At 73.7% G+C, this 23,724-nt stretch carries 19 protein-coding genes; 11 read left to right on the top strand and 8 right to left on the bottom strand.

Annotation, left to right across the window (positions count from 1 at the left end; genetic code table 11):
• Positions 1 to 212: 212 nt before the first annotated feature.
• Positions 213 to 1,679 carry a DUF6716 putative glycosyltransferase gene (locus E0L36_RS25915; RefSeq protein WP_180931755.1) on the bottom strand — a complete coding sequence of 489 codons (1,467 nt, stop codon included), beginning with the start codon at positions 1,677 to 1,679 and terminating at the stop codon, positions 213 to 215.
• 187 nt (positions 1,680 to 1,866) lie between these two features.
• Between E0L36_RS25915 and E0L36_RS25910 the strand changes: the two genes are divergently transcribed.
• Both E0L36_RS25910 and E0L36_RS25905 read left to right on the top strand, forming a co-directional pair.
• Entirely contained in the window at positions 1,867 to 2,907 is a 1,041-nt protein-coding gene (locus tag E0L36_RS25910; RefSeq protein WP_180931754.1) for a glycosyltransferase family 2 protein, read from the top strand.
• Complete coding sequence (locus tag E0L36_RS25905) at positions 2,907 to 4,316, top strand: polysialyltransferase family glycosyltransferase (RefSeq protein ID WP_180931753.1); 1,410 nt, start codon at positions 2,907 to 2,909, stop codon at positions 4,314 to 4,316. Before E0L36_RS25910 ends, E0L36_RS25905 begins: the two co-directional genes overlap by 1 nt.
• Before the next feature lie 31 nt (positions 4,317 to 4,347).
• Here E0L36_RS25905 and E0L36_RS25900 read toward each other — a convergent pair whose 3' ends face one another.
• Positions 4,348 to 4,740, bottom strand: a complete 393-nt coding sequence (locus E0L36_RS25900) for a VOC family protein (protein WP_180931752.1) — start codon at positions 4,738 to 4,740, stop codon at positions 4,348 to 4,350.
• Between the two features lie 317 nt (positions 4,741 to 5,057).
• Here E0L36_RS25900 and E0L36_RS25895 point away from each other — a divergent pair, with 317 nt between their 5' ends.
• On the top strand, positions 5,058 to 5,930 hold the full coding sequence (locus E0L36_RS25895) for a L,D-transpeptidase family protein (RefSeq protein ID WP_258016621.1): 873 nt from the start codon (positions 5,058 to 5,060) through the stop codon (positions 5,928 to 5,930).
• 419 nt (positions 5,931 to 6,349) lie between these two features.
• On the opposite strand, the gene E0L36_RS25890 is transcribed toward E0L36_RS25895, so the two are convergent.
• The 3 genes from E0L36_RS25890 to E0L36_RS25880 form a co-directional block, all read right to left on the bottom strand.
• Positions 6,350 to 7,543 (bottom strand): hypothetical protein, encoded by a 1,194-nt coding sequence (locus tag E0L36_RS25890; RefSeq protein WP_180931751.1) that lies wholly within the window; start codon positions 7,541 to 7,543, stop codon positions 6,350 to 6,352.
• Positions 7,543 to 8,214 carry an RNA polymerase sigma factor gene (locus E0L36_RS25885; protein ID WP_180931811.1) on the bottom strand — a complete coding sequence of 224 codons (672 nt, stop codon included), beginning with the start codon at positions 8,212 to 8,214 and terminating at the stop codon, positions 7,543 to 7,545. The genes E0L36_RS25890 and E0L36_RS25885 overlap by 1 nt, the downstream gene beginning before the upstream one ends.
• Before the next feature lie 652 nt (positions 8,215 to 8,866).
• Entirely contained in the window at positions 8,867 to 10,486 is a 1,620-nt protein-coding gene (locus E0L36_RS25880; RefSeq protein WP_180931750.1) for a family 20 glycosylhydrolase, read from the bottom strand.
• Positions 10,487 to 11,148: 662 nt separating this feature from the next.
• On the opposite strand from E0L36_RS25880, the gene E0L36_RS28085 reads away from it, so the two are divergent.
• The 5 genes from E0L36_RS28085 (at position 11,149) to E0L36_RS25855 (ending at position 15,550) form a co-directional block, all read left to right on the top strand.
• Positions 11,149 to 11,658, top strand: coding sequence for a 2-oxo-4-hydroxy-4-carboxy-5-ureidoimidazoline decarboxylase (locus E0L36_RS28085; protein WP_374705595.1), 510 nt, complete (start codon positions 11,149 to 11,151; stop codon positions 11,656 to 11,658).
• 435 nt (positions 11,659 to 12,093) lie between these two features.
• On the top strand, positions 12,094 to 12,474 hold the full coding sequence (gene sdhC / locus E0L36_RS25870) for a succinate dehydrogenase, cytochrome b556 subunit (protein ID WP_180931748.1): 381 nt from the start codon (positions 12,094 to 12,096) through the stop codon (positions 12,472 to 12,474).
• Positions 12,475 to 12,480: 6 nt separating this feature from the next.
• A complete protein-coding gene (locus tag E0L36_RS25865) occupies positions 12,481 to 12,957 on the top strand; it encodes a succinate dehydrogenase hydrophobic membrane anchor subunit (protein WP_180931747.1) in 477 nt (158 codons plus the stop codon).
• 26 nt (positions 12,958 to 12,983) lie between these two features.
• Positions 12,984 to 14,750, top strand: a complete 1,767-nt coding sequence (gene sdhA, locus E0L36_RS25860; RefSeq protein WP_180931746.1) for a succinate dehydrogenase flavoprotein subunit — start codon at positions 12,984 to 12,986, stop codon at positions 14,748 to 14,750.
• Positions 14,750 to 15,550 carry a succinate dehydrogenase iron-sulfur subunit gene (locus tag E0L36_RS25855; RefSeq protein WP_180931745.1) on the top strand — a complete coding sequence of 267 codons (801 nt, stop codon included), beginning with the start codon at positions 14,750 to 14,752 and terminating at the stop codon, positions 15,548 to 15,550. The genes sdhA and E0L36_RS25855 overlap by 1 nt, the downstream gene beginning before the upstream one ends.
• A 109-nt stretch (positions 15,551 to 15,659) precedes the next feature.
• On the opposite strand, the gene E0L36_RS25850 is transcribed toward E0L36_RS25855, so the two are convergent.
• On the bottom strand, positions 15,660 to 16,295 hold the full coding sequence (locus E0L36_RS25850) for a DUF1326 domain-containing protein (RefSeq protein WP_180931744.1): 636 nt from the start codon (positions 16,293 to 16,295) through the stop codon (positions 15,660 to 15,662).
• Between the two features lie 595 nt (positions 16,296 to 16,890).
• Between E0L36_RS25850 and E0L36_RS25845 the strand changes: the two genes are divergently transcribed.
• On the top strand, positions 16,891 to 17,898 hold the full coding sequence (locus E0L36_RS25845) for a serine protease (RefSeq protein WP_180931810.1): 1,008 nt from the start codon (positions 16,891 to 16,893) through the stop codon (positions 17,896 to 17,898).
• Between the two features lie 297 nt (positions 17,899 to 18,195).
• Entirely contained in the window at positions 18,196 to 19,671 is a 1,476-nt protein-coding gene (locus E0L36_RS25840; protein ID WP_308416943.1) for an acyl-CoA thioesterase/bile acid-CoA:amino acid N-acyltransferase family protein, read from the top strand.
• 513 nt (positions 19,672 to 20,184) lie between these two features.
• Here the strand turns inward: E0L36_RS25840 and E0L36_RS25835 are convergent.
• Entirely contained in the window at positions 20,185 to 21,774 is a 1,590-nt protein-coding gene (locus tag E0L36_RS25835; RefSeq protein WP_180931808.1) for a metallophosphoesterase, read from the bottom strand.
• Between the two features lie 170 nt (positions 21,775 to 21,944).
• The gene (locus tag E0L36_RS25830; RefSeq protein WP_180931743.1) at positions 21,945 to 22,256 is read right to left on the bottom strand and encodes an SCO4848 family membrane protein; all 312 of its coding nucleotides are present in this window, start codon (positions 22,254 to 22,256) and stop codon (positions 21,945 to 21,947) included.
• 108 nt (positions 22,257 to 22,364) lie between these two features.
• Between E0L36_RS25830 and E0L36_RS25825 the strand changes: the two genes are divergently transcribed.
• A complete protein-coding gene (locus E0L36_RS25825; protein ID WP_308416942.1) occupies positions 22,365 to 23,720 on the top strand; it encodes a D-alanyl-D-alanine carboxypeptidase in 1,356 nt (451 codons plus the stop codon).
• Positions 23,721 to 23,724 lie beyond the last annotated feature (4 nt).

Here is a 23,724-nt window from a genome sequence, read left to right as displayed (position 1 = left end):
CCGGGGCGCGTCGGGGTCCGCCGCTCCCCCGGGGCGGGGCCAGCCGACGGCGGGCTGGCCACGGTCCGGGCACGGGGGTGTCCCGGAAGTCCCGGGCGTTCCGGGGGTGTCGGGCATCTCGGCTCCTCGACGGCGGTGCGGGGGCGGGACGGTGGGCCCGGAGGCGGTGGGTCCGGGGTCGAACGGGGCCGCGAGGCGGCGCTGTTGGCTGGTCACAGCTCCCCCATCCGCCGGATCAGGGGCGCGACGCGCTGGACGCCGTGCCGGTAGGCCCCGCGTGCGGCGTCCCGCAGGGCTCCTCGTACCGCGCGGCGAACTCCCGCCCCGTCACGTGCTGTTCGGCCGCCCGGCAGGGACGGCGGCAGGCTCCCGTCCGGTGCGAGGCCGTAGCGGGTCAGCACTCCGGGCAGGTACCCGGGAGCGGTGCGGGGCGTGTAGTACGGGGCGGGCGGGGGTAGTTCGGGGCGGGCCAGCAGGCGCGTCACCCGCTCGGCCGCCGCGTCGAAGGCGTGCGCGGAGTCGCCGCCGGGGCGCGCGCCGTGCCGGGACGCCCAGTCGGCGTCGGCCACCGGCAGGTCACCCGCGTCGAGTTGGTCCCAGGAGACGAGGCAGCCGGAGCCGATGAAGTAGTGGTTGCCCAGCGCCTCCCGGACCCCGAGGTCGGTGAGGACGGCGGTGGGGATGCCCCGGTGCAGCGACTCCAGGGCCGCGGTCGAGCTGACGGTCACCAGCAGGTCGGACCGGTCCAGCACCTCGTCCATCCGCCCGTACACCAGGCGGCAGTTGGTGGGGAGGCCGCCGGGGAGGCGGCGCGCGAGCCGCTGGTAGGGCTCGTCCTCCAGGTGCGTGGTGTGCTCGCCCGGCCTGCTGCGCAGCTTGACCAGGACCTCCCGGTCCGGGTGGGCGCGGGCGTGCCGGGCCGCCCGGTCGAGCAGGTAGGCGCGGTCCGCGCGTCCGGCGGGCACCGAGGGCTGGACGGCGAAGACGACGGTGAACGGCCGTCGTACAGCGTCTCGTTGGGCTTCCGCTTGGGTCCCGGTAACGGCCCCGGAGTCGAGGAAGGGCAGCGCGCACTCCACGACGCTGTCGCTGTCGGCGCCCACGCCCCGGTAGACGGCGCGGAAACGCTCCGCGTCCGCACGGGAGTTGGCCAGCACCACATCGGCGCCGTGCCGCAGCAGCAGTCCGTCCGACAGCTTCTCGTAGACCACCCCGACGTAGCCGGTTACCGTCACCGGACGGGGCGTCCCGGCCGGACACTCGTCCCAACCGGCCATGTCCGACGGGTGGTTCGCCCCGACGGGATCCGTCTCGGGGCGCGGGCCCCGCTGTCCGGGGGCGGGCCGCGCGGCCTGGGGGGTGTCGAGCGCGGCCCGGGACAGTCCGTGCAGCATCGCCGCCACGGCGCCGCCGACGCAGCCGAGCACCAGCACGTCGTACCGCTCCCGGGTGGCGGCGGACCGGATGAACTCCGCGCCGGTGACCTCGCGCAGGCTGTGCGTGGGCACGCCGACCTCGGCCAGCTGACGTGGCGTGGGGGTGGCCCGGCCGCGCAGGAGCAGCCCGTCGATCCGGGCTCCGGGAAGCAGCCGGTGGGCCGTGAGCGCACCCCATTTCCACCGGGTGTCGGAATCCGCGAGAACGGCGACCCGTGGGGGCGAAGAGGGATTCGATGGCACGTCCCCGACGGTAGGAAGTGATTCCGCCGCGCGGCCCAACGCTATGGCAACGAATGGTGAACAGCGCACCGCGGAACGGCCAACCGCGCCGTGAGACGAAGCGGTTCACCATTCCGCCATATTCCGTTCACCGAGGCGCCCGACTCCGGAGGGAAACACGGACGGATCGCTGTCTAGGGTTTCCGGCGTGGTTGAGCTATCCGTCATCGTGCCGTTCTACAACGTCCGGCCCTTCGTCACCGAAACCCTGCGCAGCCTGCGCGCCAACGCCCGGGCGGGAACCGAGTTCCTGCTGGTCGACGACTGTTCGACGGACGGGACACGGGAGGTCCTGGAGCGGGCCGAGCGGGATGTTCCCGGCGCCGTACTGCTGCGCAGGGAACGCAACGGCGGCCTCGCCACGGCGCGGAACACCGGGCTCGACCACGCGCGCGGGGAGTACCTCACATTTCTCGACGGAGACGACTGGGTGGCGCCGGACTACTTCTCCGAACTCCACGGAAAAGCCGTCGAGCTGGACTGCGACTTCCTCCGCACCGACCATGTCAGCTGTACCGCACGAGCCCGAACGATAGGCCGGGTTCCGCACGGCGGAAGGGGAACGCCGCAGAATCCCCGCGAGGCCATTCTCCCGGCCGGGCGGAGCACCTCGGTGGATTACGCCTTCGCCTGGGCCGGGATCTACCACCGGCGGCTGCTCGACGCCGGGCTGCTGCGTTTCCCGCCGGGACTCCGCACCGCCGAGGACCGGCCGTGGATCTGGCGGCTGCACCGCGAGGCCAGCTCGTTCGCCGTGGTGGGCCTGCTCGGCGTCTTCTACCGGCGCGGGGTCGCCTCCTCCCTGACGCAGATCGGGGACGTACGGCAGCTGGACTTCATCCGCGCCTTCGACCAGGTCGTCGAGGAGACCGCGCGGGACGCGGAGGCCGACCGGCTGCTGCCGAAGGCCGTCCGCACCTACTGCGCGATCATCGTCCACCACCTGACCAGCGGCCGGTTCGAACCCCAAGTGGCCCGCGAACTCCGTACGTTGAGCGCCGCCGCGCTCCGGCGCCTCCCCCGGGACCTGCTGGACGAGGCGCTGGACTCCATGGACGGGGACCGGGCGGCGCGGCTACGCGCGCTCCGCCGCCGCCCGGTGCGGGCCAGAGAGGTGACGCAGGTGGCAACGGCCCCTGACGGGCGGGGAGTCGGGGGTCACGGCAACGGCGAAGCGGGGATCGGCTGATGCGGACGCAGGTCTTCTTCGCCTCCACCCTCTACGGCGCGGCCACGCTCGCCGCGGCCCTGGACCACGGCTGCTTCCAACCGGCGGACCAGCGGCTGTTGTTGGTGAGTAACAACGCGGGCAATCCGGAGACCACCCCGGCGCTGGACGCCATGCCGGGCTTCGCCCGGCTGCGTACCCGGTTCGACCGGGTGCTCTCCTGGAACGCGGCCATCCGCCCGTTCCACCCCGGCGGCTGGTCCCCCCGCGCGGACGACGTCCCCCTGTGGGAGCGGCACCTTCGGCTGCTGTGGGGGCTCGGGGAGCAGGGCGCCGACGAGGTCGAACTCGCCCTGGAATCCCTCCAGGTCGACCCGGCGCTGGCGCTGGCCCGGATTTTCGTCGACGCGCCGCTCGACGTCTACGCGGACGGGCTGATGAGCTACGGCCCGACCCGCGACCGGCTCGACCCGCAGATCGGCACCCGGGTCCGGCGGCTCCTCCACCTCGATCTGCTGCCCGGCCTCGAACCGCTGCTGCTCAGCGAGTTCGGGGTACCGGCCGAGGTCGTGCCGTCCACCGCCGTACGTCCGGTCCTCGCCGAGCTGGCCCGCGAGGCGCCCACCTCGGTCACCGAACTCCCCTCCGGTGGGGCGTTGTTGCTGGGGCAGTACCTCTCGGCGCTGGGCATCCTCTCCGCCGGGGAGGAGGAGTCGCTGCATCTGCGGATGCTGCGTGGCGTCACCCAACTCGGGTACCGCAGCGTGGTGTTCAAGCCGCATCCGGTCGCGCCGCCCGCGGTCTCACGGGCGCTGGAGCGGGAGGCGGGCGACCTCGGGGTGGAACTCGCCGTGGTGCGGGAGCCGGTGCTCGCCGAGGTCCTCTACGAGCGTGCCCGTCCCGCCCTGGTGGCCGGTTGCTTCTCGACGGCGCTGCTCACGGCTTCCGCCCTGTACGGGCTGCCCGCCGCCCGGACCGGCACCGGGCTGCTGCTGGAGCGGGTCGCCCCGTACCAGAACAGCAACCGCGTCCCGGTGACGCTGGTGGACGCGGTGCTGCCGGAGATCGCCGAACTGCCCCCGGAGAGCGGCCTCCTGGCCGCCGGGGCACGGGGGACGGCCGCCGCCGGCGCGGCGGGGCCCGATGGGCGGGACGCGGACGAGCTGACCGGGCTGCTGCGGGCCGTCGGCTTCTGCATGCAACCGGCGCTCTATCCCGGGCTCCGCGCGGAGGCGGAGCGCTATCTCACCCACCGGCTGACCCCGGGCTCCCGGCGCTACTTCAAACGCCGGCGGCTGACGGTGCTCGGCCTGCCCGGGGGTGTGCCCCGGCGGCTGGCGTTCGTGCCCCGCAACCGCGCCGTGCGCCGCGTCGCCCGCCGGGTCCGCGCGGTGCGGCGGGCGGCGCGGGGCCGAACGGCACGTGGCTGAGCGGGAGTTCGCCGCACGGCCCGGGTCCGGCTCAGAGCCGTGGGGCGTAGGTGCCGAAGCACCACAGGTTGCCCTCCGGGTCCTGCGCGAGGTAGTCCCGGGAGCCGTACTCCTGGTCGGTGGGGGGCTGGACGATGCGGGCGCCCGCCTCGACGGCCTGCGCGTGGTGCGCGTCCGCGTCCTGCACCACCGCGTAGAGGCAGCAGGGTCCCAGCTGCTGGTACGGCGCGGGATCGTCCTCGCGCACCTGCCCGATCATGACGAAGCCGTCGCCGTGCCGCAGTTCGGCGTGGCCGATCGAGCCGTCCTCGCGCTCCATCACCCCCTGTCGGACGAAGCCGAAGGCGTGGGTCAGGAAGTCGAGCGCGGCGTGGGCGTCCCGGTATCGAAGGGCGGGGACGACGGGGTAGGTGCTGGCAGCCATGCGGTTCTCCTCGTGCGACGACGCTGTGCCACGGTCGCGCGGGGACGGCCGGGGCACGGACCGCGCGGCCGTGGGGCGAACGGGCCGCGCGCCGTGGAGCCTCCGCTCCCGCCCGCGCCCCGCTCGGCAACGACGCTACGGCGCGCCCCGGGCCCGGCACGGCGACGCGCGGCCCGCACCCGGGTGACCGTGCGGGCGGCCGGAGCGACGCGGACGGGGTCCGTAGGGGCGGTACGGCCCGGCGCGACGTCCGGTTTCGCGCCCCCGTGACGGGTTCGCCCGGGGCACCCGCTGGGAACTGTTCCGGACGGGAGGGGATGACGTTGCGGAGAGCGATGGTGACGGCGGCGGCCTGTGTCACGGTGGTGGCGGTCGTCGGGGGCACGACGGGCTGCGAGTCCGAGGAGCTGGGGGGCTCGCCCGTGCGGGTGTCGACGATGCCGGAGGAGCCGCCCACCTCCGACCCACCCACCCCGGCGGCGCGGGAGACCTCACGCCCGCCCGAACCGAAGCCGGCCAGCGAGCCGCCACCACCGCCCCCGAAACCCGACCCGGAGGACCGGGTGCTGATGCGCACCGGCAGCGAGGGGCGGCAGGTGCGGGAACTCCAGGCACGCCTGCGGCAGATAAAGCTCTTCGAGCGGAACCCCACCGGCTACTACGGGCGGATAACCGCCGACGCGGTGCGGGAGCTCCAGCGGCAACGCGGCGACGACCGCACCGGTTCGGTCACCGCCGCTACCTGGTCCTCGCTCAGGGACCGTACGGACGCCCCGAGCCGCACGGAGATGTACCCGCCGACGAGCCGCCCGCTGGACGACCCCGACCCGCGCTGCCTGACCGGCCGGGTGCTGTGCGTCAGCAAGGAGAGCCGCACCCTGGCGTGGATGGTGGACGGCGAGGTCAGGGCCGCGATGGACGTGCGGTTCGGCTCGGCCTACACGCCCACCAGGGAGGGCGAGTTCAAGGTCGACTTCAAGAGCCGGGACCACCACTCCACGCTCTACGACACCCCGATGCCCTATGCCCTGTTCTTCAGCCGTGGCCAGGCCATCCACTACTCGGCGGACTTCGCGGCCGCCGGCTACTCCGGCGCCTCGCACGGCTGCGTCAACGTCCGGGACCGGAAGGCGATCGCCACGGTCTTCGACGCGGCCCGGAAGGGCGACAAGGTCATCGTCTACAAGTGACCACCTCACCCGGCGAACGCGGCCGAAGGGCCGGGGGCCTGAGGGACGGTGGGCCAGAAGGGCGGGGAGGCCGGAGCGCCGGAGAGGGCGGGAGGAGTGGAGAAGGGTGGCGCGGGCGGGACCGGGGGAACGTGTCCCGCCCGCGCCGATCGCGCGAACCAGAGGTACGGGGGGAACCTCGGGCTTACCGCGCAGCCGATGACCAGTCGGCTCACTCATCACTGCGTCACGGTGCCGGAATATGTCACAGGGTCGCGCTCCCGAACCGAGTGGTCCTCGTCACGTTGCCCGGGAAGCCGCTAACGCGCCCGCGCGCACCCGTCGTTCAGCGGTGGCCGCGGGATCGTTCGGCCTGGTGGAGCGGCGGTTCGGGGCGGCGGTTCGGGGGCGGTCCCGCGGTGGTGCGGGGGCGAACGCGCTCAGCGCGCGCCCGAGCGGACGGTGACCCGGCCACCCTCGTCCGGCAGGTTCTGCTCGGCGGAGACGTCCACCGACCCCGGCTCCGCGCCCGAGGCGTTCCGGGCGCCCGGGCCGCCGCCCGCGCCCTCGCCGGAGCCGTCCGGCGCGTACCCGTCGCCGGTCAGCGACTGGGGCTTGTCCGAACCCGGTTCCGTGTGCGGGGGGCTGCCCGGACCACCGGCGTCGCTGTCGCCCTGGTCGTCGTCACCGCCGGAACCGCCCTCGGTGTCCGAGCCGCCGTCCTCGCCACCGCTGTCCTCGCCACCGGAGCCGCCCTCGCCCCCGGAAGCGCCGTCACCGCCCTGGCCGTACCGGTCGCAGAACTTCCGCACCGCCTCCGGGCCACCCGCCGCACGCTCCAGCCGCTTGCGCTGGCCCGGCGACAGTTCGCCCCGCTCGTACGCGCCACACAGCGCGATGGCCACGGCGGTGCGGTCCGGGGTGTGCGCGTCGTCGCCCTCGCGGTCGCCGCCGGGGCTGCGGCCGTCCCGCTCCTCGCCGTCACTCGGACTCTCACCCGGGCTGCGCTGATCCGATCCCCCGGCTCCGGCCCGTTCCTCCTCGGTCTCACGGGGGCTCTTCCCGCCCGTGCGCTCCTCGGCGTCCGGGCTGGTCCCGTCGCGCCCCTCACCGGAGGGCGGGGCACCGCCGGAGCCGCCGTCGCCCGAGCCGCCCTGCGGCGCGCTGCCCGCAGGGGACACGCTCACCGAGGGGGAGCCACCGCCGAACGGGGTGGGCAGCACGCCCGCGGTCGCCGCGACGGCCACTCCGCCGAGCGCGCACCCGGCCACCGCCACCGCGAAGCCCGCGCGCAGCGGCTTGCCGGGCAGCGCGGGGGCACGACGGCGTTCGTCCGCGTCGGCACGCTCGCCGCGCCGGATCCACCGGCCACGCCGCGTACCGCGCGCGCCAGCCGCCGCGGGGGCCGGGCCGGTCTCGCGGAAAGCGCGCAGCGCCTCGGTCTCGCCCGGGAGTTCCCAGGCGGCCCAGTTCGGTCCGGGTGTGTGTTCCGCCGCGAGGCCGTCCAGGGCCGCGGCCAGCCGTTCCTCGCTCCCGCCGGACGCGTCGGGCGCGGTGCGCCCGGTAACCGGAAGGCCCTGAAGCAAACGTTCCGCGGTTTCGCCATCCAGCCAGTGGTACCGGTCGTCCGCCATCACGTTTCCCTCAGCGTTCGGGAGGCTTTGCGCGTCACACCACGGGTGACGCCCCTTCCTCTGTCGACGGACGACGGCTCGCCCGTCGAGCCGTGTCCCGTCGTGTCCCCCGAGTCGTGCGGTGGGGCCTCCAGCAGCTCCGCCAGTCTGCGCAGTCCGCGGTGGGCGGCGGTGCGCACCGCGCCAGGACGTTTCCCCAGCACCCGCGCCGCGCTCTTCGCGTCCAGTCCCACGACGACGCGCAGCACCACCGCCTCCGCCTGGTCGCGCGGGAGCCGGGAGATCAGCGCCATCGTCCGGCCGGTCCCCAGCGCCTCCAGCGCCTCGTCGGCGGTGTCAGCGCCGCCGGGCAGGCTGGTCAGCTCGCTCTCGTCACCGCCGACGGCCGGCCGGCGGCCGCGCATCCGGATGTGGTCAAGCGCCCGGTTGCGGGCGATCCGCGCCGCCCACCCCCGGAACCGGTCCGCGTCGCCGCTGAACCGGGAGAGATCCCGCGCTATCTGAAGCCACGCCTCGGAGGTGACGTCCTCCGCGTCGGCGTCGGCCACCAGCGTCCGCACATAACCGAGCAATCGCGGATGAACAGCGCGGTAGACGGCGCGGAAGGCGGCCTCGTCCCCCTCCTGCGCCGAACGCACCGCGGCGGTCAGCTCCGCGTCGTCCCCGTGCACGCCCGTGTCTCGCCCCACTCCGCGAATCGCGACGGCCCACAGTTGCCGTACGGTCCTGCGTTCCGCGCCGACCTCTGTCAACGCGATGCAGCACGCTAAGGCCAAGTGTGCGCGCTCGTCCATGCCGGGCGTGCGGGGAGGCTCCCCGAGACCCGTCCCCGGCGGCCGCCCGACCTCGCGTCGTGGATGACCGCCCGGGTCCGTTCGCCCGTCCGGGTACGGTACCCGCCCGCCGGACGGACTTCCGCTGTCGACCGGTGACCGCAGGGATCCGGCCATACCGCGCGCGGCAAGGGAACGACCCCGGAGCGACACCCGTCCCGGTGGTCCACCGGCGTACGCCGCCACCCTCCCCCATCCGCACTGGCCGGAGCGCCGCCACCGGCCGGAAGGGCGTCCACGGCCCGCGTACGCCGCCCCGGGCGCCGCCGTGGCCGACAAGCCATGCTGCGAAAGCCAGGGCGCGCGTAACAGTTTGCGCGGATGCGACGCTGAGGGAGGTACGGGCAGCCGCTGGCGTAGTGCGCCCGTACTCGACGGCGGCCGGGGTCTCTCCTGTGGGGGGTGGCGACCCCGGTCGTCTTCGCTTCTCCCGGGCCGCTACCGGGCCCCTCGGGCCCGGGCGTTCCCGGAGGCCGCGGCCCGGTGCCGCTCAGTCCACCCGGCCCGCGAGGCGGGTGAAGGACTCCCAGCTCCGCGTCGGTTTCCGCGGGTCCCACAGCTTCTGCGCGGTCGCCCGCAGCGGCATCCGGATACCCCGGGCCACCTGTTCGGTGGACTGCGCGTCGGCGAGATCGCCCCAGACGGCGAACCGCCCGCCGAGGATCCGGTCGGGCCCGGCCCACTTGTCCGGCACCGGCTCGCTTCCCCGGAGGACCGCCGGGGTCCACTCGCGGTAGACGCGCTCACCGGTGGGATAGGTGAACTGGTTCGGCTCGCCCAGAACGTAGTAGAGGTACTCGTCGTTGAGATTGACCACTTTCCACCCCTCACGCAGGTACTCCTCCGGCTCCCGCGCGCCGATCTCCTTGCCGGTCCAGTACGTGACCTCGCGGTCCCGGTGCGGTGTGGCGGCCCCGCCCCGGTGCATCCCGTCGTTCCACACCTGCGGGGTCTTGCCCACCTCGCGGACCGTCTTCGCCCGGTCGTTCAGCCAGTCCGTGGCGAGGTCCTGCACCCGCCCCCGGGCGCCGTACCGCTTCCGGGCGGCGGCGGCCAGTCTGGGGTAGCTGGCCTCCGGGTTCTGGGTCATCAGCGCCTGGTACTCGTCGCCGCCCAGGTGCCACCACCTGCCGGGGAACAGCTCCGCGTACTCGCGCGTCAGATCGTCGAGGATCTTCGCGGCCTTGGGCCGGGTGATGTCCACCGCGCCGGGCGCCGGGCTGCCGGACGCGGACCGCAGCTGGAGTTCGGGGTGCGCCTTGATCACGGCCCCGAGGTGCCCCGGGGAGTCGATCTCCGGGATGACCTCGATGTGCCGGGAGGCGGCCAGCTTCACGATCCGCCGGACCTCGGCCTTGGTCAGGTGTGGATCCGAGACGATCTCGGGGTACCGGTCGCTCTCCACGCGGAACGCCTGGTCGTCGGAGAGGTGCAGCTGGAACTGGTTCAGCTTCAGGTCGCCCATCTCCCGGATCCGCCGCTCGATCCACTCCGCGCTGAAGGGCTTGCGCGCGATGTCCAGCATGAAGCCCCGCTGCGGGCGGTCCGGCCGGTCGCGCACCGTGCCCTCCGCGAACCGGCCCTGGTCACGGACGGTCTGGAGGAGCGTCCTGGTGCCGTAGAAGACCCCGGCGTCGTGCGAGCCGGTGATCTCCACCCGTCCCTTCCGGCTGGTGAGGACGTACCCCTCGCGCCCGGTCTTCGCGCCCGGCGTGCGCCGGAGTTCGACGTCCCCGGGGCGTGCCGGCCCGCCGCTCGCCTTCACCCTCAGCTCCCGGGCCAGCAGCCGGGCCTCGTCGGCCAGCGGCCCGTCCGGGTCGGCGACCACCCGGCTGTAGCGGTCCGGCTTCCAGCCCTGGCCCCGCACCGGCTTCCACTCCCGCACGGCCGGGATGGCCGACGGGGCCGGGCCCATCCGCGCGGGCCCGCTGGGGACCGAGGGGGCGCCCGCCGGACGTTCGGTGCTCCCGCCGCGCTCCGCGGCGTCCTTCGGGCCGCCGCCCCCTCCGTCGTCGTCTCCGGTCAGCACCACGACCAGTACCGCGACGATCGCGGCGACACCCAGCACCGCGACCGAAACCCCCAGCGTCTTCTGCCAGTTGCGTTCCATAGGAATACGGCTCTCGCCCTCTCTGACCCGGTTCCGTCAACCATGCATATCCGATTCATCCCGTCCGCGTGAACTTCACGCTTCAACCGGACGGCTTCACCGAATCATCGTTACGGTGACCCCGTTCGCTCGCCTCTTCCGTACCCGATGTCACCCCCGGGCCCACGTCGCAGCGCGGACCGGACCACACCGAGGAGCTCATGCCACCGTCGCCGCCGCCCACCCAGACCTCCGCGCCGCCGCGCGGCAGGCCCGGCCCGCAGTGGCACGAGGTCTCCGCGCGTCCCAGCCAGTCAGGACGGACGGAACGGACCGAGCAGCCCGAGCCCTCCCCGGCGGCCCCGCGCGACCCCCACGACGCCCAGCGGGAGGAACCGGCGGACGCCCACCCCGGGCGGGCCGAGGCGCGGACCGAACCCCGGCCCGGGCGGCGGACGTTGGTGGAGAGCGATGTCCTCGTCGAGCACCCCGAGACCACGGTCATCTCGGACGGCACCGCCTGGCTGGGCGGAACCCCCCGCACGGCGCCCGACCTCGACCCGAACGGCTCACCCCGCCCGGCCGACGGCACCGTCCCGGAGCAGCCGGACGGCGCCACCCGGAGCCCGGCCGAACGCGTACCCGCCGCACCACCGGAGACCACCCTGGAGGCGACCGCCGAACTGGCGACGGACGCCGCGGCCCGCGCGCCCACCCCGCGCGGTTCGCTGCTCCACCGGCTGAACCACGCGCCTGCGGCCCAGGCCGAGACGGTCCTGCTCAGCTGCTGCGGCAGCCGCCGCTGGGCGGCCCGGCTGGCGGCGCACCGCCCGTACCCGGACATGGAGTCACTGCTCGCCGCCGCCGACGAGGCGAGCTACGACCTCACCCGGGAGGAGCTGACCGAGGCGCTGGCGCGCGAGCGGGCCCTGCACCCCTCGACGGACCAGCCCGCGGCCCTCGCGGCGCACACCGCGCTACGCGCCGCCCACACCGCGTACGAGCGCCGCTTCGGCCACACCTTCATCATCTGCCTGGACGGCCTCTGCCGGAGCGAGCGGCTGGACCAGACGCTGTCCGGCATCCGCACCCGGCTGAACAACGAGCCGGACGAGGAGCGCGTGGTCACCGCCAACGAACTGCGGCGGCTGGCCCGCGGCCGACTGGAGCGCCTGCTGACCGCGCTGCGCTAAGCCCGGGCGGCCCCCCGGGCCCGGCCACCGGCCCCGGGGTCACCCACCGTCGCCGGCCCTCGCCGGGCCGCCCGGACCGTGCCCCTGCCGTCGCCCTCGCCGCCCCGCTCCAGCCCGCGTCGCCCCCGTCGTCCCCCGCGTCCCCCGTCGTCTCGCGCCACGCGGCCCGCCCGTTCCGCCGCGCCCGGAGGTCGTCGCGACCGGAACGCCGCGAACGCGAGCGGACCGTCGGTACCGGGGCCCAGGGGGACGGGCGGCGGGCTGGTCCGTCCGTGCCTGATCGATCACACCTGCGTACCCGACACGAATCAGCCGACAGCCCGTCGCTACGATGGCTGCGGCCGGTGGACCGTACCCGGCCGGGCCCGACCGACACCGCTGCGTTAATTCGAAGATGGCGGCAGGCCCCCGTCCCGCTCCCGGAGGGTTTATTCCGTGCCGGCTGGAACGCTGTATCGCGGCCGGGAAGGCATGTGGTCCTGGGTGGCTCATCGAGTCACCGGTGTCCTCATCTTCTTCTTCCTGTTCGTACACGTCCTCGACACCGCTCTCGTCCGCGTCTCCCCCGAGGCGTACGACGACACCGTGGCCATCTACAAGACGCCCCTCGTCAACCTCATGGAGTACGGCCTCGTCGCGGCCGTGCTCTTCCACGCGCTGAACGGCCTGCGGGTCATCGCCGTGGACTTCTGGTGGAAGGGCGCGCGGTACCAGAAGCAGCTGCTGTGGGCCGTCATGGGCATCTGGGCCGTGCTGATGGCCGGAGCCTTCTACCCCGTCCTCCAGCACACGCTGCGTTCGCTGTTCGGGAGCTGATGAGTGATGTCGACCGACACGACCCCCGCGTCCGAGTCCTCCGAGGCCGTGACGCTGTACGACGTGGACCATCCGGCCCCGGTCATCGAGCCGCCCCGGGCGCGCACCCGTAAGACCCCGAAGGCCACCCGGACCAACTTCGAGCTGTACGGCTGGCTGTTCATGCGGCTGTCCGGCGTGCTGCTCACCGTCCTGGTCATCGGCCACCTGCTGATCCAGCTGGTACTGGACGGCGGTGTCACCAAGATCGGTTTCGCCTTCGTCGCGGGCCGCTGGGCCTCGCCGTTCTGGCAGGCCTGGGACCTGATCATGCTGTGGCTGGCGATGTTGCACGGCGCGAACGGGCTGCGCACGGTCATCAACGACTACGCACAGCGGGACAACACCCGGTTCTGGCTGAAAATGCTGCTGTACACCGCGACGGTGTTCACGGTCCTGCTGGGCACGCTGGTGATCTTCACCTTCGACCCGAACATCCGCTGACCCGGGCTGAGGCTGAGGTATCCCCGATGAAGATCCAGAAGTTCCACAAGTACGACACCGTCATCGTCGGCGCCGGTGGCGCGGGTATGCGCGCGGCCATCGAGTCCACGAAGCGCAGCCGCACCGCGGTGCTGACCAAGCTCTACCCCACGCGTTCCCACACCGGCGCGGCCCAGGGCGGCATGGCCGCCGCACTGGCCAACGTCGAGGAGGACAACTGGGAGTGGCACACCTTCGACACCATCAAGGGCGGCGACTACCTGGTCGACCAGGACGCCGCCGAGATCCTGGCGAAGGAGGCCATCGACTCCGTTCTCGACCTGGAGAAGATGGGTCTGCCGTTCAACCGCACCGAGGACGGCACCATCGACCAGCGCCGGTTCGGCGGTCACAGCCGTAACCACGGCGAGGCCCCGGTGCGCCGGTCCTGCTACGCGGCGGACCGCACCGGCCACATGATCCTCCAGACGCTGTACCAGAACTGCGTCAAGGAGGGGGTGGAGTTCTACAACGAGTTCTACGTCCTGGACCTGCTGCTGAACGAGGGCCCGGACGGGGTGCGGCGGACGGCTGGCGTGGTCGCGTACGAGCTGGCCACCGGCGAGATCCACGTCTTCCAGGCCAAGTCCGTGGTCTTCGCCTCGGGCGGCAACGGCAAGTTCTTCAAGGTCTCCTCCAACGCCCACACGCTGACCGGCGACGGCCAGGCGGCGGCCTTCCGGCGCGGACTGCCGCTGGAGGACATGGAGTTCTTCCAGTTCCACCCGACCGGCATCTGGAAGATGGGCATCCTGCTCACCGAGGGCGCCCGTGGTGAGGGCGGCATCCTGCGCAACCGGGACGGCGAGCGCTTCATGGAGAAGTACGCGCCCGTCATGAAGGACCTGGCCTCGCGGGACGTGGTCTCCCGCGCGATCTACACCGAGATCCGCGAGGGCCGTGGCTGCGGCGCCGACAAGGACCACGTCTACCTGGACCTGACCCACCTGCCGCCGGAGCAGCTGGACGCCAAGCTCCCGGACATCACCGAGTTCGCCCGGACCTACCTGGGCATCGAGCCCTACACCGACCCGGTGCCGATCCAGCCGACCGCGCACTACGCGATGGGCGGGATCCCCACCAACGTCGAGGGTGAGGTCCTGTCGGACAACACCACGGTGATCCCGGGGCTGTACGCGGCGGGTGAGGTCGCCTGCGTCTCGGTGCACGGCGCCAACCGGCTGGGCACCAACTCGCTGCTGGACATCAACGTGTTCGGGCGGCGGGCCGGGATCGCGGCGGCCGAGTACGCCGCCACCGCCGACTTCGTCGAACTCCCGGAGCACCCGGCGAAGTTCGTCGAGGACGAGGTGGCGAACCTACGGGACGCGACGGGCGACGAGCGCGTGGTGGAGATCCGCCGGGCGCTCCAGGAGACCATGGACAAGAACGTCATGGTCTTCCGCACGGAGCAGACCCTGAAGGAGGCCGTCGAGGAGATCGGCCAGCTGCGCGGGCGCTACCGGAACATCAGCGTGCAGGACAAGGGCAAGCGGTTCAACACGGACCTGCTGGAGGCCCTGGAGCTGGGCAACCTGCTGGACCTCGCCGAGGTGACGGCGGTCTCCGCGCTGGCCCGCAAGGAGTCGCGCGGCGGCCACTACCGCGAGGACTTCCCCAACCGCGACGACGTCAACTTCATGCGGCACACCATGGCGTACCGCGAGGTGGGCGACGACGGCACCGAGTCGATCCGGCTGGACTACAAGCCGGTCGTGCAGACCCGCTACCAGCCGATGGAGCGTAAGTACTGATGAGCACCGCAACGCTGTCCAAGGGCGACGCCTCCGGCTCCTCCGCCGAACCGGCGGAGAGCGGCGCGAGCCAGCTGATCACCGCGGTCTTCCGCGTCCGCCGGTTCAACCCGGAGATCTCGGAGAACGCGTTCTGGGAGGACTTCACCCTCCGGATCGACCCGAAGGAGCGCGTGCTGGACGCGCTGCACCAGATCAAGTGGGAGGAGGACGGCAGCCTCACCTTCCGCCGTTCCTGCGCCCACGGCATCTGCGGCTCGGACGCCATGCGGATCAACGGCGTGAACCGGCTGGCCTGCAAGACGCTGATCAAGGACCTCGTCGCCACCGGCAAGGACGGCGAGCCCAAGCCGATCACGGTCGAGCCGATCAAGGGGCTGACGGTCCTCAAGGACCTGGTCGTCGACATGGAGCCGTTCTTCCAGGCGTACCGGGACGTCATGCCGTTCCTGGTGACGGCGGGGAACGAGCCGACGAGGGAGCGCCTCCAGTCGCCCGAGGACCGGGAGCGCTTCGACGACACCACCAAGTGCATCCTCTGCGCGGCCTGCACCTCCTCCTGCCCGATCTACTGGAACGACGGGCAGTACTTCGGGCCCGCGGCCATCGTCAACGCGCACCGGTTCATCTTCGACAGCCGGGACGAGGCGGGCGAGCAGCGGCTGGAGATCCTCAACGACAAGGACGGGGTGTGGCGTTGCCGCACCACCTTCAACTGCACGGACGCCTGCCCGCGCGGTATCGAGGTCACCAAGGCCATCGCCGAGGTCAAGAAGGCGCTGATCACCCGGCGCTTCTGAGCGTCCGCGCGGGTCCGGTGACACCACCGCCGGGCCCGCGCGCCGGGTGCGACCGCGGCCCCGCCCCCCCTGGGGACGGGGCCGCCGCCGTGTGCGGTGCCCGCTGGAGTCAGGGGCGCCAGTCGAACGGGAAGTGTTTGCTGGAGCCGCCCCGGTACTCGTGGGAGTAGGCGAAGCCCTCCGCTCGGTCCTCGCTGACCACTCCCCAGGTGGCGATCTGTCCCGGGCCCACCTCCGAGCCGGGGGCGTTGACGAGTTGCACCCGGCGGGACGGGTCGGCGGTGGGCCCGGTGAGTGCCCGCGCGCCGACGCTGACGCGGTCCGGGATGGTGGCCCGCCAGTACGCCAGGTCCTCGGCGGACTCGAACTCGACGGGCTCGTACCGAACTTCCCGGACCTCACGGATCAACGCACCGAACGTGCCCGGCCAGCCGCCGACCTGCCCGGTGAAGATCCTCTCCAGCGCGGCCCGTTGGCGGGTGTCGCCCTTCGCGTCGATGTAGAGCATCACCGTCATCCCGACGTCCGGGTCGCCCTCCCACATGTTCCCCGCGAACTCCCCCAGCGCGACCACGCCGAGTCCGTCGAGCCGGACGTCCTCGAAGTACCCCTCGCGCACCTGCCACACCAGGGTGAACAGGCAGTCGCCGTGGGTGGGTTCCTGGGCGAACGAGCACGGACACGGAAGCTTGCAGCTGCACACGTCGAACCACTCACCGCGCAGCCGCCAATCGCTCGCGTTCACCGCGACCTCCTTGACTCATACCCCCGCTTCATTACCCCCGGGGGGTATACATCGCGATCCACGGTAGATCGCCACCGAGGGGCCGTCAAAGCCGCCGCGCGGGCTCAAGCCAGCCCGGACTGGCCGGTACCACGCCTGTCCGGAACGGCGCGGAGCCAGCGGAATCCGGCCAACTGCCGCCGCACCCCTGGCGCCTTCCCTGATCTGCGGCAGGCTCATGACAGAACGGTCGTACGTGCCGCCCCCGCGCGGGGCGCCGCACGGCCGGGCGGAACCGCACGCGTCCGCACCACCCCTCCGCCGCGCGACGGGCCCCCGGGCCCGCCCCACGCCACGCGACGCGCGTGGATGCCGCGGAACCGTACGAACGGCGCGGACCGTACGGAACGCCACCGCACAGCGCACCGCCGCGCGACACCGCGCGGGAACACGGCACCGCCGCACGTGACGCACCACCAGGACGCCAGCAGCACCCACATCAGAAGGAGTACGCGTGAGACGCACCGGATCCCACCGCACCACCTTCCCCACCCCCACCGGCGCCACCAGCGGATCACCCCTCAACAGACGGTCGCGCTACGCGCGTTGGGGCGCGATAACCGCCTCGGCCGCGCTGCTCGCGACCGGCGCGCTGGCCGCTCCGGCCGCGGCCTCCAGCAGCCCGGCGGCCAACGCGCCGGACTCCGGGAAGAGCGCCGTCGCCACCGCCCCCGCCTCGGTCACCGAGACCCAGGACCCCGAACGGCTCCAGGAGTTCTGGACCGCCGAGCGGATGCGCGACGCCACCCCGCTGGAGCAGCTCGCGCCCGAGGCCGTCACGAAGCTCGGCCAGCAGCCGCGGAAGTCCGTGGCGAGCGGCGCGGAGCGCACCGTCGAGGGCGTCACCCCCGCCGCGCCCGAACGCGGCGTGGGACCGGCCGACTTTCCCCAGGCCGGTGGGGAGTGGACCGGGGGCGGGGACGTCGTCACCACCTCCGGCCGGGTCTTCTTCACCTACGACGGACGCCAGGCGTCCTGCTCCGGCAACGCCGTCACCAGTGAGAACTCCAGCACCGTCATGACCGCAGGGCACTGCGTCAAGATGGACGGAAACTGGCACACCGACTGGGTGTTCGTCCCCGGTTACGACAACGGCGAGGCCCCGCACGGCAAGTGGACCGCCAGCGAGACCCTGACCACCCCGCAGTGGGAGGCCAGCGAGGACATCAACTACGACGTGGGCGCCGCCGTCGTGGGCGAGCTGGACGGAAAGAAGCTCACCGACGTGGTCGGCGGCCAGGGGCTGGCCTTCAACGGCGAGCACAACCAGGACATGTACGCCTTCGGCTTCCCCGCGGCCGACCCGTACGACGGTGAGCGGCTGATCTACTGCTCCGGCACCACCTTCAAGGACCCGCTGCTCTCCAACGACCACGGCATGGACTGCGACATGACCGGCGGCTCCAGCGGCGGCCCCTGGTTCACCGACTTCGACGAGTCCACCGGACAGGGCCTCCAGTCCTCGGTGAACAGCTTCGGCTACGTCTTCCTGCCGAACACCATGTTCGGCCCGCACTTCGGTGCCGACGCCGAGACCCTGTACCAGACCGCGCAGAGCAGCTGACCGGCTGACCCCCGGCGGGACCCGACGGCCGGACGGCCGGGAGCCGGACGGCCCGCGCGGCCGGACCCCGGGGCACCCACGCCCGGGGCGGCTGACCCGCCCGGCCGCCCAGCCCACCCGGACGGCCGGACCCCGTCCCGGTACTCCGCCGGAGCCGGACACCGCGGGCGGCCGGGCCAGCGTCCCCGCTGGCCCGGCCGCTTCGCGCCCCTGCGGAGGGCGGACCCGCCGGGCGGACGCCGGACCGGCCCGCGGACGACCGTCCAGACCGCTGAGGCCCGGCGTAGGCTGCCCTCCGTGGTACGCGTGTGGACAGGACGGACAGGCGGTGCGCCCGCCAGCGAAGCCAGCGAGCCCCGGAGCGGCGGCCCCGCGCGCGGCCGGTGGCCCCGGCGCCACGGCCCCGGGCGGCGCCGCGCCCGCCTCCGCGCCGCCCGCACCCCGCTGGGCCCCCGCCCGTCCCACCTCGCCCGCCCGGCATCCGGTCCGCTCGTCCCGCTCCTGCTCGCGGTGGGCCTCCTCGTCAGCGGCTGCGGCGATGGCTCCGGCGGGCGCGACTCCGGCTCCGCCCAGGGCCGGGAAGACGGCGGACCGGCCATCGACGTCGACCGGGCCACGGCCCGCGCCGACCAGCGGGTGCGGATCACGCTGACGGGGCTCCGCGCGGGCGCCCGCGTGACGCTCCAGGCCGAGGCGGAGGACCGCGGGGGTGAACCCTGGCGCGCCGCCGGGGAGTTCACCGCCCGCCGGGACGGCACCGTCGACCTGGAGCGGCAGGCGCCGCGCGGCGGCCGCCCGTACCCGAAGGCCGACAGCATGGGGCTGCTCTCCGCGATGCTGCCGCACGGCGGGGGCGAGGCCGCCGCCAAGGTCGGCTCGGGGAAGACGTTCTCGTTCCGCCCGAAGGCCCCCGGTGACGCCCGCTCCTACCCGGTGCGGCTCACCGTCCGGCGGGGCGGCGCCACCGGCAAGCGGCTGGCCGAGCGCACCCTCACCCGGGAGTGGCTGCCGCGTGGCGCCGGGCACCGCTCCCTGACCGTCGCCGAGGACGGGGTCCACGGCGACCTGTACACCCCGCCGAAGGGTTCGCCGAAGCGGGCCCCGGTCCTGGTGTTCGGCGGCTCGGAGGGCGGCGGCGCCGGGACGTACGCGGCGGCCCAGCTCGCCGCGCACGGCCATCCGGCCCTGGCCCTCTGCTACTTCCGCTGTGGCGAGGGGTCCGGGCGGCCCGAGGCGCTCAACCGCATCGACCTGGACTACTTCGGCCGGGCCGCGCGCCTCGTCGGCTCCCAGCCCGCCGCGGACGCCGAACGCCTCGCCGTGATGGGGAACTCGCGCGGCAGCGAGGTGGCGCAGCTGCTCGGTCAGCGCCGCCCGGAACTGGTCCGGGACGTCGTCGTCTACGCGCCGTCCGCGAAGGTCATCGGCCCCTACCCGGTGGGCACCGCCGCCTGGACCGACGACGGGAAGCCCGTCCCGCGCGGCCCGATCCCGCTCGACCGGGTCCGCGGCGAGGTCCTGGCCATCGGCGGCGGGGACGACCGGATGTGGGACTCGGCGGGCTCCACCCGCGAGATCGCGGCCCGCGCCGGATCGGACACGGCACCCCGCGGGCTCGTCTACCCCCGGGCCGGTCACCATGTGAACTGGTTCCCCTACGGCCAGCCGGGACAGGAGGGCGGACAGCGCGGCTCGGTCGGGGCGGTCTCCGCCGCCGACCAGGCGGCGCGCGCCGACTCCTGGCCCCGGGTCCGCGGACTGCTCGCCCGCTGACCCACCCGCCCCCGGCCGGTGCCGGTGACTCGCCCCAGCCGCCCGGGAGTTGTTCCCCGGCGTGCACTCCGAACCCCGAACCGAACCCCGGACGCACCGAACCCCGGGGCGCACCGAACCCCGGGGGCCCCGTCCTCCGGGGCGTCACCGGTACCGGCAGCGGCGAGGCCCCGATCGGCGAGTCAACGATCAAGCCAGAAAGGGATGTTGGGGCGGACTCCGCATCGGGCGGCGTACCGCCGGATATCCGCCGCCCGCCCCGCCGTCCGGTTGGCGCGATATCGCGATCCGTACCGTACGCCGCCGCGCCACGCCACCGCGCCACGCTGCCGGGCACCGGGCACCGGGCACGCCAACTCACCCCGGTCACGGCGCTGTTCAGGCGGACGCCAGCGGAGCACCGTCAGCGCGGAGGCCCCGGCGGAACGCCGAAGCGCGAGCGGGAGCGGAGGGCGGATCGCCGGAGCGGAGGGCGGTGAGCGAGCGCGCTGCCCCGTGGGCCCGGTCGTGGGGTCAGGTCCTGCGGGAGGCCAACTCCACCACGGTCACGTCGGATTCGGCGCCGACGCGCACCGGCGGCCCCCAGGCCCCGGCCCCCCGGCTGACGTACAGCTGCGTGTCCCCGTACCGCTCCAGGCCCGCGACGGTCGGGTTGGCGAGCCCCGCCAGGTACTCCCCAGGCCACAGCTGCCCGCCGTGCGTGTGCCCGGAGAGCTGGAGGTCGACGCCGTGGTCCACCGCGTCGTGGATCTGCACCGGCTGGTGGGCCAGCAGCACCGAGGCGCGGGCGGTGTCGCGGTCCCCGAGGGCCTTCTGGAAGTCGGGGCCCTCCCCCTCCTCCTCGCCCTGCACGTCGTTGACCCCGGCGAGGTCGAACCAGGGCATCTCGCGGCGGGTGTTGGCGAGGGTGTGGATGTTCAGCTCACGCAGGTGGTCCACCCAGGAGTCCGCGTCCCCGAAGTACTCGTGGTTGCCGGTGACGAAGAAGTTGCCGTCCCGGGACCGCAGTTCGCGCAGCGGCGCGGCGGCCGGCCCGAGGTCGTCCACGGTGCCGTCCACCAGGTCTCCGACGATCGCCACCAGATCGGGCTGCGCCCGGTTGATGGTCTCGACGACGCGGCGGGTGTGGGCCCGGCCCAGTACCGGACCGATGTGGACGTCGCTGACCACCGCGATGCGGTAACCGTGCGCCCGGCGGGGCAACTTGGCCAGTGGAACGGTGATCCGCTTCAGCGTCGGCCCGTTGAGCACGCTGTAGGCGCCCGCGCCCACGGTCGCGGTGCCGACCAGCGCGGCCCCGGTGCCCACCACCCGGGAGACGAACAGCCGCCGCGAGACCTCCCGCGCGTCCGGCTCCGGGCCGGACTCCGGCTCCGGCCTCGGGGTGCCGGACCGCTCCGCGTCCCGGCCCGGTGCCTCGCCGCTCGCCCCGGCCCCGGGGGTCTCGGCGGACGCGCTCGCGGCGCCGTCCCGGCTACCGGAAGCCGGTTCGCCCTCCGGGCCGCCGGATGCCGGTTCGCCGTCCGGCTCCACCATCCCGGCGGGGCGCTCGGCGGTGGTGACGGCCACCGGGGCGGCCGTCTCCCTCGACGCGGCGGCGGGCTCGGGCGTTCCGTCGGCGCCGCCCGGGGCGGGGGCGCTCTCGGCGCCTCCGGCGGGGCTCCGGGGGCCGCCGGTCCTCCCGTGCCCGTCGGCGTCCGCCTCCCCCTCGGGGCCGCTATCTGAGGGCGCTTTTCGGCCAGCGGACGCGGTGGTGGGGTTTCGGCCAGCACCCGCAGCGTCCCGGCGGGCCAGCCAGCGCCGGAGCAGCGGCCGGACCGCCTCGCCCACCAGCAGCGCCAGCGTGACGTAGAGGACCAGCGCCAGCCACAGGTAGCCGGGCCAGGCCAGCACCCGCTGGAGGGTGAACGGCGCCCCACCGCGGCTGCTGACGAACGTCGCCACGGTGATCAGCGGCAGCACCCACACCAGTACCGTGCCCACCCGGCGCCAGGGCCCGCCGGGCCGCGAGACGTCCCGCACCAGCCGCTGCCACAGGTACCGGTGCACCCCCGCCAGCAACCCGAGGACCAGCAGCGCTACCAGCGCGAAGACCACGACCATGCCCACCCCAACCTGTCCCTGCCCCGACCGTCCGTACCGGCGACGCGTGCCGGAGCAACGGGCTCCGGCACGGTCGTCCGTTCTTCAGGACGCCTCCGGGGCGTGCTCTGCCTGACCTCTCCGATACTCGGCCGAAACCCGACCACCGCGCCACCGCCGTCCGTACCCCGCTAGCCGTGCGTTCCCGGCGGGCCGGCAACGGAGCCGCTCCCTCCGCGCGCTCCGGTCCCGCCCCCGGTGGGCCGCTCGGCACGGAGGGCGCGCAGTCCGCGCCAGCCGATCGCGCCGATCGCGGTACCGAGCAGGAAGGAGACCACGGCGAGCGTGAGGTGCACCCAGAAGTATCCGGTGGGGTCCCCCGTGTCGTCGAAGGCCAGCCCACTGCCGTCCTTCCAGAGATTGCGGACGAACGTGACCCAGATAAACCACGACCACGCCCCGAAGGCGAGCAGGAAGAGGGAGAGGGGGCGACTCAGCTTCATATCGAAAGTATGGCCGTCGGCCGAATACCGTCGCTGGTGGGGGCTACCCAGCTCCTTGATCGGTACCTGAGTATCCACACCGTAGCCCCGCCCCTGTACGTTCACTGGGTGCCTCGTCGTCCTCTCGGCTCCGCCGCCGACTCCGTCACCCTTCGGCCCGCCGAAGCCTCCCGGCGCCGCGCGCGCCGGGCCCGCGTCCTCGCCGCTCTCACCAGCGGCTCCCTGCTGCTCCCCGTCTTACTGCTGCCGGGCAGCGCGCGGGCCGACGGGCCGGGAGCGGACGACAAACCGGAGAAGCAGGCCAGACCCCCGTCCACGATGTCCACCGTGGGCGGCGCACGGCTCGGCAAGCCCGGCACCCAGGTGTCGCTGAGGACCGGTGCGCCCGCCCTGCCGCGCGGGGTGACCGCCCGCTCGTGGATCGTCTCGGACGCGGAGACCGGCGAGGTGCTGGCCTCGCACAACGCGCACTGGAAACTGCCCCCCGCCAGCACCCTGAAGATGCTGTTCGCGGACACGGTGCTGCCGAAGCTGCCGAAGGACCAGAAGCACAAGGTGGCCCCCGCCGACCTGGCCGGGATGGGCACGGGCAGCAGCCTCGTCGGCGTCAAGGAGCACCAGACGTACGCGGTGGACGACCTGTGGCGGGGCGTCTTCCTCCGCTCCGGCAACGACGCGGTCCACGTGCTGTCCGCCATGAACGGCGGCAAGGAGCGGACCGTGCGGCAGATGAACGCGCGGGCCAAGGAACTGCGCGCGCTGGACACGCACGCGGTCAGCCCCGACGGGTACGACCGCCCGGGCCAGGTGTCCTCCGCCTACGACCTCTCGCTGATCGCCCGGTCCGGCATGCAGAACGCCGAGTTCCGGAAGTACGCGGCGACGGCCACCGCGGACTTCCCCGGGGAGGAGCGGGAGAAGAAGAACGGGAAGAAGGCGAAGCGCGAGACCTTCGAGATCCAGAGCACCAACCGGCTGCTGACCGGAGCCCCCGGCATGGACCCCTATCCCGGCATAGCCGGGGTGAAGAACGGCACCACGTCGAAGGCCGGGTCGACCTTCACCGGCGTCGCGCAGCGCGGTGAGCGGGTGCTGCTGGTGACCGTCATGCACCCGGAGAAGGAGGGCATACTCCCGGTCTTCCGCGAGACGGCGCGGCTGTTCGACTGGGGGTTCTCCGCCGCCGAGAAGGTCCGCCCGGTCGGCCGGCTGGTGGCACCCGTCACCGAGACGAAGCGGCGTACCGAGAAGGACGACGGCAAGGAGTCGACGGCGGCCGACCAGGCGGCCGACAAGCCCTCGGGCGGCGCGGGCACCGCTCTCGGCGTGACCGCCGGCTGCCTGGCCCTGCTCGGGCTGCTCGCCTACGGGGTCCACCGCCGCTGGCCGCTGCCCGAGCTGACCCGGCTGCGCAAGCGCCCCGGGGAACACGGGCAGCACCGCCAGGGCCAGCACCGTCCGTAACCCG

Source organism: Streptomyces sp. AJS327 (assembly GCF_013450295.1).
GTDB lineage: Bacteria > Actinomycetota > Actinomycetes > Streptomycetales > Streptomycetaceae > Streptomyces.
Note: the sequence above shows the minus strand (reverse complement) of the source record. Positions and strands in the feature narration are given on the sequence as shown.